The organism is Acinetobacter sp. YH12227 (assembly GCF_013417785.1).
GTDB classification, from domain to species: Bacteria; Pseudomonadota; Gammaproteobacteria; order Pseudomonadales; family Moraxellaceae; genus Acinetobacter; species Acinetobacter gandensis.
The window spans coordinates 1-6,405 of sequence record NZ_VPDH01000117.1 but is presented as its reverse complement, the minus strand read 5'-3'; the positions used below and the strand labels follow the sequence as shown (position 1 = coordinate 6,405).

The 6,405-nt window shown below is 32.4% G+C and carries 5 protein-coding genes and 1 pseudogene; 5 read left to right on the top strand and 1 reads right to left on the bottom strand.

Features of this window, described 5'->3' with window-relative positions; translation table 11 throughout:
- Positions 1 to 716: 716 nt before the first annotated feature.
- Genes FTV09_RS16655 through FTV09_RS16640 form a run of 4 tightly spaced genes read left to right on the top strand, consistent with a single transcriptional unit; the run spans position 717 to position 5,511 of the window.
- A complete protein-coding gene (locus FTV09_RS16655) occupies positions 717 to 1,730 on the top strand; it encodes a nucleotidyltransferase (RefSeq protein WP_005006358.1) in 1,014 nt (337 codons plus the stop codon).
- Between the two features lie 9 nt (positions 1,731 to 1,739).
- A complete protein-coding gene (locus FTV09_RS16650; RefSeq protein WP_005006360.1) occupies positions 1,740 to 3,398 on the top strand; it encodes a ThiF family adenylyltransferase in 1,659 nt (552 codons plus the stop codon).
- Positions 3,383 to 3,883 carry a Mov34/MPN/PAD-1 family protein gene (locus FTV09_RS16645; RefSeq protein ID WP_005006362.1) on the top strand — a complete coding sequence of 167 codons (501 nt, stop codon included), beginning with the start codon at positions 3,383 to 3,385 and terminating at the stop codon, positions 3,881 to 3,883. Before FTV09_RS16650 ends, FTV09_RS16645 begins: the two co-directional genes overlap by 16 nt.
- A 2-nt stretch (positions 3,884 to 3,885) precedes the next feature.
- On the top strand, positions 3,886 to 5,511 hold the full coding sequence (locus FTV09_RS16640; protein WP_005006366.1) for an SAVED domain-containing protein: 1,626 nt from the start codon (positions 3,886 to 3,888) through the stop codon (positions 5,509 to 5,511).
- Between the two features lie 146 nt (positions 5,512 to 5,657).
- Here FTV09_RS16640 and FTV09_RS16635 read toward each other — a convergent pair whose 3' ends face one another.
- A complete protein-coding gene (locus FTV09_RS16635; RefSeq protein WP_005028412.1) occupies positions 5,658 to 5,984 on the bottom strand; it encodes a hypothetical protein in 327 nt (108 codons plus the stop codon).
- 145 nt (positions 5,985 to 6,129) lie between these two features.
- On the opposite strand from FTV09_RS16635, the pseudogene FTV09_RS16630 reads away from it, so the two are divergent.
- A pseudogene (locus FTV09_RS16630) lies at positions 6,130 to 6,405 on the top strand (transposase); the annotation flags it as partial.

The window sequence follows — 6,405 nt, the reverse complement described above, 5'->3', positions numbered from 1 at the left end:
GATTAGGCATTCTGTACCGTTAGAGTTTAGATAATTAAATACATATTGTACCGAAATTAAATATTAAGTCTATAAATACGGTTTTTGAGTTGCTTTTTAAGACTTTATTTTGTTCCGTTAGGCTATAGTCTAAAGTAACAGAATGAATATTCTACCCCCGATAGAAACAGCCGTACTCTGGGGGGAGATTTTTTTGATGTGCAGGTGCCGACCCTTACCAGAAGGCACTGTTGAAAATAACCACGAATCGTAAGCTGAATACTCTTTTAGCTAAAGGAGCAGCATATGAATTCTTTCCATAAAATTTAGGCTTGTATACCCAGAAAAATGTGGAACTTCTTAGGTTTCATACATGAGGATTTTGATAGGCTCACTGACTATTTTAAATTGTGTGCCTTAACTCTCTGTTCTAAAAGGCTATTCAGAATTTTTAGACTGTTTATTTTGAACATTCTTTTTACTCTGTGGTGGCGATGCCGTAATTGGACCTTGCAAGATGCATGGTCGTGTATGGGCGATGTCCAGAAAGAATTTGACTCAAAACTATTTTAGTTGGGAAGGAATGCTAAAAATTGGAGATTGATACATCTCATCGTTTGTTTAAATATTTTTTGATTAAATTTTCCCTTTAAAAATTCTATTTTTTTTAATGTCTTAACTTGTATTTAATATAGGAGATCCCCATAACAACAAAAGCACTACAGGAATACAACAATATGGCGAATCCACAAAAACACTATGCTAAGTTCCACACAAATATTCGATTAGGTCGTTATGACGAAGAAAGTACATTACGTGAAAAACGTGACCTTTTGATTAGCACCTTAAAAGATGAACTCAAAAAGGATCCAAATGGTCCTCAATTTGTTGAATACTTTAATCAAGGTAGTTATGCCTTGGGCACAGGGATTAAGCCTAAGAATGGAGATTATGATATTGATGTAGGAGTTTTATTAGATTGTGACAAAGAGGAATATGGCTCAGTAGAAATTAAAAAAATTGTTAGAGATGCTTTAACTCATTCAAATAGAACTGTAACGATCAAACGACCTTGCGTAACTGTCACTTATCTCAAAAATGGTAGTCCCGATTATCATGTAGATCTGCCCATCTACGCTGAAGACGACAAAGGCAATATGTATCTAGCTCGAGGTAAGGAATTCTCCTCTGAAGACCTTAAGACTTGGGATATTTCAAATCCTACTGAACTTACCGATACAATTTTGGGAAAATTTGAAGATGATTCAGATTTACGTCATCAGTTTAGACGATGTACTCGCTACTTGAAACAATGGCGAAATGAGAAAGGTCTAGATTTTTTTAAGAGTATTGCTATCACTACAGCTGTATATGAGCATATAACAGCTGAAGATTATGAGAATGATAATAAGGTATTACTTTCTATAGTAAATAATGTATTAGATCAATTCACTACCTTTAGCATTGATCCAGAAAATAACGAGTATTACTTCAGACTCGTAATTAATTTACCTGCACATCAAGGTGTAGACTTACTCGAAAAATTGACCCGAAAACAAATGGAGCACTTAAAATCAAAACTTGAAGATTTAAAATCATCTTTAGAAGCTGTAAATGAGGAAACTGATACAGTAGAAGCTTGCAAAATTTTAAATAAAACTTTTGGAAGACAATTCCCTATCCCTGAAATACAAGAAGTGTCCGAACCAGTAGTACAAACTTATTACACTCAAGAAGGAAAATCTGCTTAGGAAAACTCAATGTTTTTTGATAACCCAAAGTTAGACAATATTGAAAAGCTATTAAGTGAACATGGAGCTCAAAATATCCATGTCACTTCTATTACTAAGGATTGGGTTAATCTAAAATTTGATTTTCTCATTAATACACAACAGGTTTGCCTTGGTCTAATTTTTCAAAATAGAGCTAATTGGACGATACCTCCCATTTTTAGAATATTGACACGACCAATGTCTGCCTTAGATCATGTGAGTCAAAGTGGGGAAATTTGTACTACGGATCATCAAGGTGAAAACTTTGAAGGCTATAGACATAAAGAACTTATTACTGAATTCTTTGAAAGGGCTATAGATATACTCAAGCAATCTTTTATTAATTTTCAATTAAACAACCGAGTAAGCTTGTATAACGAACTAGAAGGATATTTAGGCAGCACTCAAAATATAAATGAGGATGTAATATTACATTGCGACCCTACTTCTACATTTAATTTATATGGTTGGTTAAGAAAATCATCAAAAGGGAATCATCAAATATTAGAGCATATTGATGATGGCGATAGTTCTTACATAAACCACAACCAGCTCACAAAAGTAAAAATTCATAAGATATTATTAGAAGATGCTTCTGTTTTCCCCATACCAGATATAGGAGATTATTTTAATGAGGACTATTTTCTAAAAATTGTTAATACCCTCTCTAATGAGAACAAACGATCTTTGTTAAAACAAGGCAATCATTATGCCCTAGTGGGAATTCCAAATGAACATGGATTTGCTTATGTGATTTTTTATTATGCCATTTGGTATTCTTTCAAAGAAAAAGTATCCTTCAAAGGCTTTAAAGTCTCTTTAACACAAAGAGCGTGGATAGATTATTTATTAAATAGAACGGGGCAAGAGAAAAAAACAAGACATATAGCGATTATCGGATGTGGGGCTTTAGGCTCAAAGATTGCAGAGATATTAGCTCAAACAGGCGTAAATAAATTTTCTTTCATAGATCCAGAGCTTTTAAAAACAGATAATATTTATCGTCATTCTTTAGGTTTGCAGTATGTTAATACCTATAAATCTACTTCTTTAGCTAATAAGTTTTTAATAGAAAGGCCCGGATTAACTATTTTTCCATTCGTAAGCCATGGTGAAAGCTGGATAAAATCAAAAATTACTGAAGATATTGATACTATCATCATAGCAATTGGCCATACTCCTACTGAGATTTCTCTCGTAAAAACTATTTATGAAATAAGTGCAAACATTCAAGTAATAATAGGCTGGTTAGAACCTTATGATTTAGGTGGACATTTTATTTCTTTCAATAATAAACATGTAGGATGTTTAAACTGCTTATATTTTGATGAAAAATCAAATAAAAGTCTTACCCCTATGTATAAATATGTACAATCTGGACAGCTAATTGCTAAAAATATTACAGGGTGTGCTGGTGCATTTACCCCCTTCTCTTCTTTAAATTGCATGAAGCTAGCAAGCTATATTTCTGAATATGTCCTGAATCAACAATTAGGATTTGTTTCTATTTCTGGCGACAATCAGAATGCAAATAAAAATGGAATAATTACTACCCCTTTTTATAATTCAGTAAATAATTCAAATGGAATTAATATATTGAATTTAAAAGAAATTTATAAAGAAGTATGCCCATGTTGCAATACATAACTCAAGGGAGGATTAAATGTGACACACCTACAGGCCAAGTCTTTATTATTCAAGCAAATGTTTTAAAGAGTTTAAAGCAATTTATACAATTAGAATCAGATTCTCCAGAATCGGGTGGCATTCTAATTGGAAGAACAGACATAGAAACTAAAGCTAAAATCATTGAAAGCTTTACCTCTCCTATGGAAGGAGACTGTCAAACACGTATGTCTTTCTTTAGGTCAAAGTCCCACCAATATGCTTTAATACAAGCTTGGAACGAATCTAAAAAATTCTATAATTTTCAAGGCCTATGGCATACACATCCTGAAGATGTACCAACACCCTCTCCAACCGATTTAAGGGATATAGATACTGTTCTAAATGGCATTACCAATCTTAATGACCCAGTTTTATATTTAATAATCGGAAGAGTAAAAACTGGAATCTGGATTGGTAGAAAAAATTTTAAAATCAAACTGTTAGGTTATATTGAGTTAAATTGAAAATGCAACTAGACCCATCCCTAAGTTTACAGACTTCTTTATCAGCAATAGATGATTTATCAAATGCAAATAAATATATAGAAGAAATTTTAAAGCATATTTGTATAGATTCATTAGGTGTATTAGTTGATGAAGAACGTAAAAATATAATTTTTGTCTTATTGAAAAATAAAAGCCCTGAAAGTTTTTTCCGTATAATTCTCAATTATGATGATACTTTAACTTTTGTCCGAAGATTGCTTGCCAAAAAAATTTCCATTTATGCACGCTTTCTTCAAGGTCACATAATTGATGCCCACACTCTACATGATTTTGAAAAGTTAAAAGAAACATGGAATTTAACCTCCTCTCAAGAGAGCGAAGTTAAAGATGTAGATTTTGTTCCTAGAAAGATTCCTAAACAAAAACCAAACCCTGTAAACCAATTAGAATATTTCATAAAAAGAATTTTTGATTTTGAGCATCTTACAGGTAGGGGTAACGATTTATCTGAAAAAGATAAAAACCAGATTTATCTCTCAAGTCATGGCCGATGTATGTTTAAAGGATGTGGTGCAAAATTAAACATAGATGAAATAACTGGATTTGAAGGTACATATGGCGTTTTAGCTCATAATGTTGCAGCATCAGAAAATTCTACTCGCGGTATCCCCTTCTTCTCATATCAACTATCAGATGATCCAACGAATATTTTATTATTATGTGAAAAACATCATAGGTTAATTGATAAAGTTGCTGGCGCAGAATATACAGCTTCAAGACTCTCGCAAATGAGAAGTAATTTCACAGCACAATGCGAAGATTTATTAGATTCTTTAAGCTTTACTCCTATGCCAGTGTATTTATTTTTCTGGCCCGTGAATCGCAATATTCCTCAGTCTCCTTCACGACGTGATATTGCAAGCTGCCTTCTCCCATTAAAATCTATTTTGCATAAAGATAAGACACTAATTCATGAACCATTACCAGCTCATTTAAGAGCTTCAGCTGATGAGTTCTATAAAAAGTATTTTTTAGAAGAATTTGAAGTTCAAACAGAACAATTACTTAGGGAAACTAAATTTGATGATAAGAGAGTAGCTATTTTTGGCTTCGGCCCTATGCCATGCCTAATAGCATTAGGAAGTAAATTAGGAAATAAAGGGAAATTTATACCTATGCTTATGTATAGGGATGGAAGTTGTTGGATGTGGCCTGATCTTATATGTACAACCAAAGCGTATGAAATTAATAATTTCAGTGAAATAGAAGATTGTACTGAAATTACTATTAGATTGAATCTCACTGCTGATCCAGAAACCTCTAAAAATAAGGCTGTTGAATTAGGACATCCGGTAATTAATATTACTGCTAAACCAGAATATATGGGGAATGGAGCAATAAGAAATCCTGAACGAGGACTAAGTTTCATGCAAGATATTCATGCGTTATTTCATAGTCTAACAGATAAAGGAATTACCAAAATTCATGTCTTACCATGTGCATCCAATGCTGCTTGTATATGGTTTGGACAAGCATTTGATCTGCATCATCCTGAAATGGTTATTTATGATTACTTAAATAATTCAATGGTTCCAAGACTTCAAATTCGAAATAATGGAAGCAAGAATGAAATCGCTGTAATTTAAACAGTATATTTGATAGTACTTTCATACCATTAGATTTAAATATGACATTAGTAAATGGAGTTTAGCTCTAATGGGGCTTTGTTGCATAAATATCTAAGACTATGATTTTGTTTAATTTATTTTTGGATTAAAATTTAAACAAATCCTTAAAAATCAGTATCTTGAAGAATGTTTATACAACAAAGCCGTTTTAAACTAAAAAATGTTTGTAATACTATTTTATTTAAATCACTCTGCGATCTAGGTATTAAATTTAAGACTTTCCATGGTTTTAAATAATCTTGCAGATTTTTTTGTGGTTCGAGAATATTTAAATCTTTATTAATATCAAAATTTGAGGGAATTCCATTTGTATTTTTTGCTAATAATTCCTTAACTAAATTTGTTGGAATAGCTCCATTTAAATGAACGTGTAAATCACCCTTAGGAAGATTCACTATCATATCTTCATTAATTTTTTGTAGTGCAGACATAAGTGTAGAAATTAATATAGCTGATTGAATTTTATCATAAAATCTATTTCCAAGTTATTTATTTTTAAATTTTTCTATTTCAATTCTGAATGGCTTTGTTGCACAAACCTATCTGTAAAGGGTTTTTCAGCGATATAATTTTCAAATGAAGAAGCCTACACACAAAATCTACCGCACAACCAATTGGCCCGCATATAACCGAGCACTCATGAGTCGAGGAAATATTGCCATTTGGTTTGATCCTGCTACGCAATGATATGCTCCATCAAAAGGCAAACAAGGGCGAAATCAAATCTACTCCGACGCAGCCATCCAATGCTGCTTAATGATTAAATCCTTATTCCGTCTGTCTTTACGTATGGTCACTGGCTTTGTGCAAAGTCTGATTAAACTTTGCGGATTAAATTGGATAGCTCCAGAT

What these genes read in the sequence shown, in the direction of transcription:
- FTV09_RS16645 (WP_005006362.1), top strand. Translation starts at nt 3,383, where the DNA reads ATGTTGCAATACATAACTCAAGGGAGGATTAAATGTGACACACCTACA.
- FTV09_RS16635 (WP_005028412.1), bottom strand. Translation starts at nt 5,984, where the DNA reads ATGTCTGCACTACAAAAAATTAATGAAGATATGATAGTGAATCTTCCT.
- FTV09_RS16655 (WP_005006358.1), top strand. Translation starts at nt 717, where the DNA reads ATGGCGAATCCACAAAAACACTATGCTAAGTTCCACACAAATATTCGA.
- FTV09_RS16640 (WP_005006366.1), top strand. Translation starts at nt 3,886, where the DNA reads ATGCAACTAGACCCATCCCTAAGTTTACAGACTTCTTTATCAGCAATA.
- FTV09_RS16650 (WP_005006360.1), top strand. Translation starts at nt 1,740, where the DNA reads ATGTTTTTTGATAACCCAAAGTTAGACAATATTGAAAAGCTATTAAGT.